3 protein-coding genes are annotated in these 2,611 nt (G+C 68.8%); 1 reads left to right on the forward strand and 2 read right to left on the reverse strand.

What is annotated here, in order from left to right:
- A partial coding sequence (locus VD972_RS34150; RefSeq protein ID WP_324992991.1) for an HU family DNA-binding protein occupies positions 1 to 219 on the forward strand: 219 nt, incomplete at its 5' end.
- Positions 220 to 234: 15 nt separating this feature from the next.
- Here VD972_RS34150 and VD972_RS34155 read toward each other — a convergent pair.
- Complete coding sequence (locus tag VD972_RS34155) at positions 235 to 2,325, reverse strand: flagellar biosynthesis protein FlhA (RefSeq protein ID WP_324992992.1); 2,091 nt, start codon at positions 2,323 to 2,325, stop codon at positions 235 to 237.
- Positions 2,322 to 2,611, reverse strand: a 290-nt coding sequence (locus VD972_RS34160; protein ID WP_324992993.1) for an EscU/YscU/HrcU family type III secretion system export apparatus switch protein, incomplete at its 5' end; no start/stop codon positions are given. The genes VD972_RS34160 and VD972_RS34155, both read right to left, overlap by 4 nt.

Below are 2,611 nucleotides of genomic sequence, written 5' to 3' on the forward strand. Positions count from 1 at the left end.
GAGAACATCGAGATCCGCGGACTCGGTGCTTTCCACGTGAAGAGCTACCAGGGCTACAAGGGCCGCAACCCGAAGACGGGTGAGGTCATCCCGGTGAAGCCCAAGCGGGGCCTGCTCTTCCGGACGGGCAAGGAGCTGCGGGACCGGGTGAACCGGCCGGCTCCGCAGGCCGCCCAGCCGGACCTGTCCGATCCGACCAAGGGCCACACTGGCACCTGAAGTCCTTGATTTCCTTCATGCGGTGATGGGCACGGGCGCCAGGCGCCCCAGAGGCCGGATTTGCAGGTCCACGTCCAGCTCGCCGTAGGTCAGCACGGCCACCTCGGGGAAGGCCCCCTCGATGAGGCGTCGGAGTGTCCTGCGCACATCTGGTGCTGTCAGGAGCACCGCCTTCCCTTCCGTAGCGATGCGCCGCACTCCCTCCAGGATCTCCGCGACGCGCTCGGGCGCAGGGGCCGGCCCCCGAGGCCCAGCTCCTCGGAGCGCCTCCTCCACCTCTGGATCGACGAGGTAGGCATACAGCGGCCCCGCGGGAGCGAACTTGTGGCTCAGGTAGCGGTGCAGCGCCTGGCGGCAGCGCTCCGCGAGGGCCGTCGCGTCCCCCTCCGTGGTGGGTGAGACGAGCGCCTCCAGGATCACCCGCATGTTCCGGATGCTCACCTGCTCCTGCACGAGCTTGCGCAGCACCTCGGTGAGCAGCGGCAGTGGGACCTTCTGGAGCGCCTCCTTCGCCAGCATCGGAGCCTGCGTCTCGAGTCCCTCCAGAAGTCCCTGCACCTCCTGGACTCCCAGCAGGCTCTCGGCGCGGGTACGCAGAATGCTTCGGAAGTGGTCCACGATGAGCTCCCCCGGCTGACGGGTGGGGACCTGCGCCAGCTCCAGCCGAGCACGGCCAGCTTCGGCCACCCGGCTGATCGGTCTCCCAGTCGCGGGCTCCACGGAGGGCTCGAGCGGAAGGTCGAGGAACGACAGCTCATCCGGCGGTGAGAGTACGTAGAGGGCTCCCGGCACCACCTGCCCTGCTCCTGCGGGGACCTCGTCGAGGAGGATGGCGTAGCCCCCAGCGGGCAGGTACGCCGCATGGGTCCTGACCCGGATGCCCGGGACCCGGACTCCAAGCTCGTAGAAGATCTCGTCTCGGAGCTGGTTGAGCAGCTGGTGGACGAAGGCCCCTCCCTGCGCCTCCGCCATCGGCGTCAAATCCGGCGCAAGCTCCACCGTGAGGGGAGAGACTCCGACGGGGGCCACCGCGCTCGCAGGCGCTGCTCCCGTCCCCTCCCCCATCGCCCCTGTTCCCTCGGTGGCCGTCTGGGACTTCGCCTCCGCCGAGGCCGCCTCCCTTCTCACGGCCGTCTGCATCTGTCCGAGCGCGTGCGCGAGCCCTCCGAGCAGCGCTCCCAAGCCGAAGAAGGTCAGGAACGGCATCCCCGGCATCAGGGCAAGCGCCACACACAGCCCCGCGACGACCCAGAGGGCCCGCGCCTGCCCGAAGAACTGAGCACCGATCTCCGAGCCAAGCGAGTCTTCCTCCTTCTCCGAGGCCACGCGCGTGACGACGAGCCCGGCTGCCACCGCGATGCACAGCGAGGGGATCTGCGACACGAGCCCGTCGCCAATGGCGATGAGGGCGAAGGTGGAGGCGGCCTCGGACAGGCTCATGCCCTGCTGGAAGACGCCGATGGTGGTGCCTCCCAACAGGTTCACCGCCACGATGACGAGGCCGGCGATGACATCGCCCTTCACGAACTTCATCGCGCCATCCATCGCGCCGAACATCTGGGACTCGCGCTCGAGGTTGCGCCGGCGCTGGCGAGCCTGCGCCTGATCAATGGCTCCCGCGCGCAGGTCGGCATCAATGGACATCTGCTTGCCCGGCATGGCATCGAGCGTGAAGCGGGCGGAGACCTCCGCGACGCGCTCGGCTCCCTTGGCCACCACGAGGAACTGGACGAGCGTGAGGATGGCGAACACCACCGCTCCGACGACGTAGTCCCCGCGCACGACGAACTCGCCGAACGCCTGGATGACCTCGCCTGCGTGCCCCTCGGCCAGCGCGAGCCGCGTCGACGACACGTTGAGCGCGAGCCGGAAGAGCGTGGTGAACAGCAGCAGCGTGGGAAAGGCCGTCACCTTGAGCGCGTCCTGCGCGTAGAGCGCCGCGACCAGCAGCGCCACCGCCGCAGCCAGGTTGACCGCGAGCCCCACGTCCAGGAGCCAGGGTGGCAGGGGGATGATCAAGGCGCCCAGGACGGCGGCCATGGCCACCGCGAGCACCACGTCCGAGGACTTCCGGGCCTTCGAGAGGATCTTCACCAGTGGGTTCATGACGTCTGACTCCGTGGACTGCCGTCCGTGTCGCGAGACTCCATCGCCACCTGGAGCACGACGGCGGCCGCTTGATAGAGCTCCTCTGGGATCTGCTCCCCGACGTCGTAGTGGATGAGGCTGCGGGCCAGCGGAATGTCCCGGACCACAGGGATTCCGCGGCGTTGAGCCTCACGCCGGAGCGCGAGCGCGTCCTCCTCTTGCCCCTTGGCGACGAGGTAGGGCGCCTCGCATTCCTTGCTGTCGTAGCGGAGTGCGACCGCGATGTGCGTAGGGTTGACGACCA

The organism is Hyalangium sp., from assembly GCF_035629615.1.
Classification (GTDB): Bacteria; Myxococcota; Myxococcia; order Myxococcales; family Myxococcaceae; genus Hyalangium.

What these genes read in the sequence shown, in the direction of transcription:
- VD972_RS34155 (WP_324992992.1), bottom strand. Translation starts at nt 2,325, where the DNA reads ATGAACCCACTGGTGAAGATCCTCTCGAAGGCCCGGAAGTCCTCGGAC.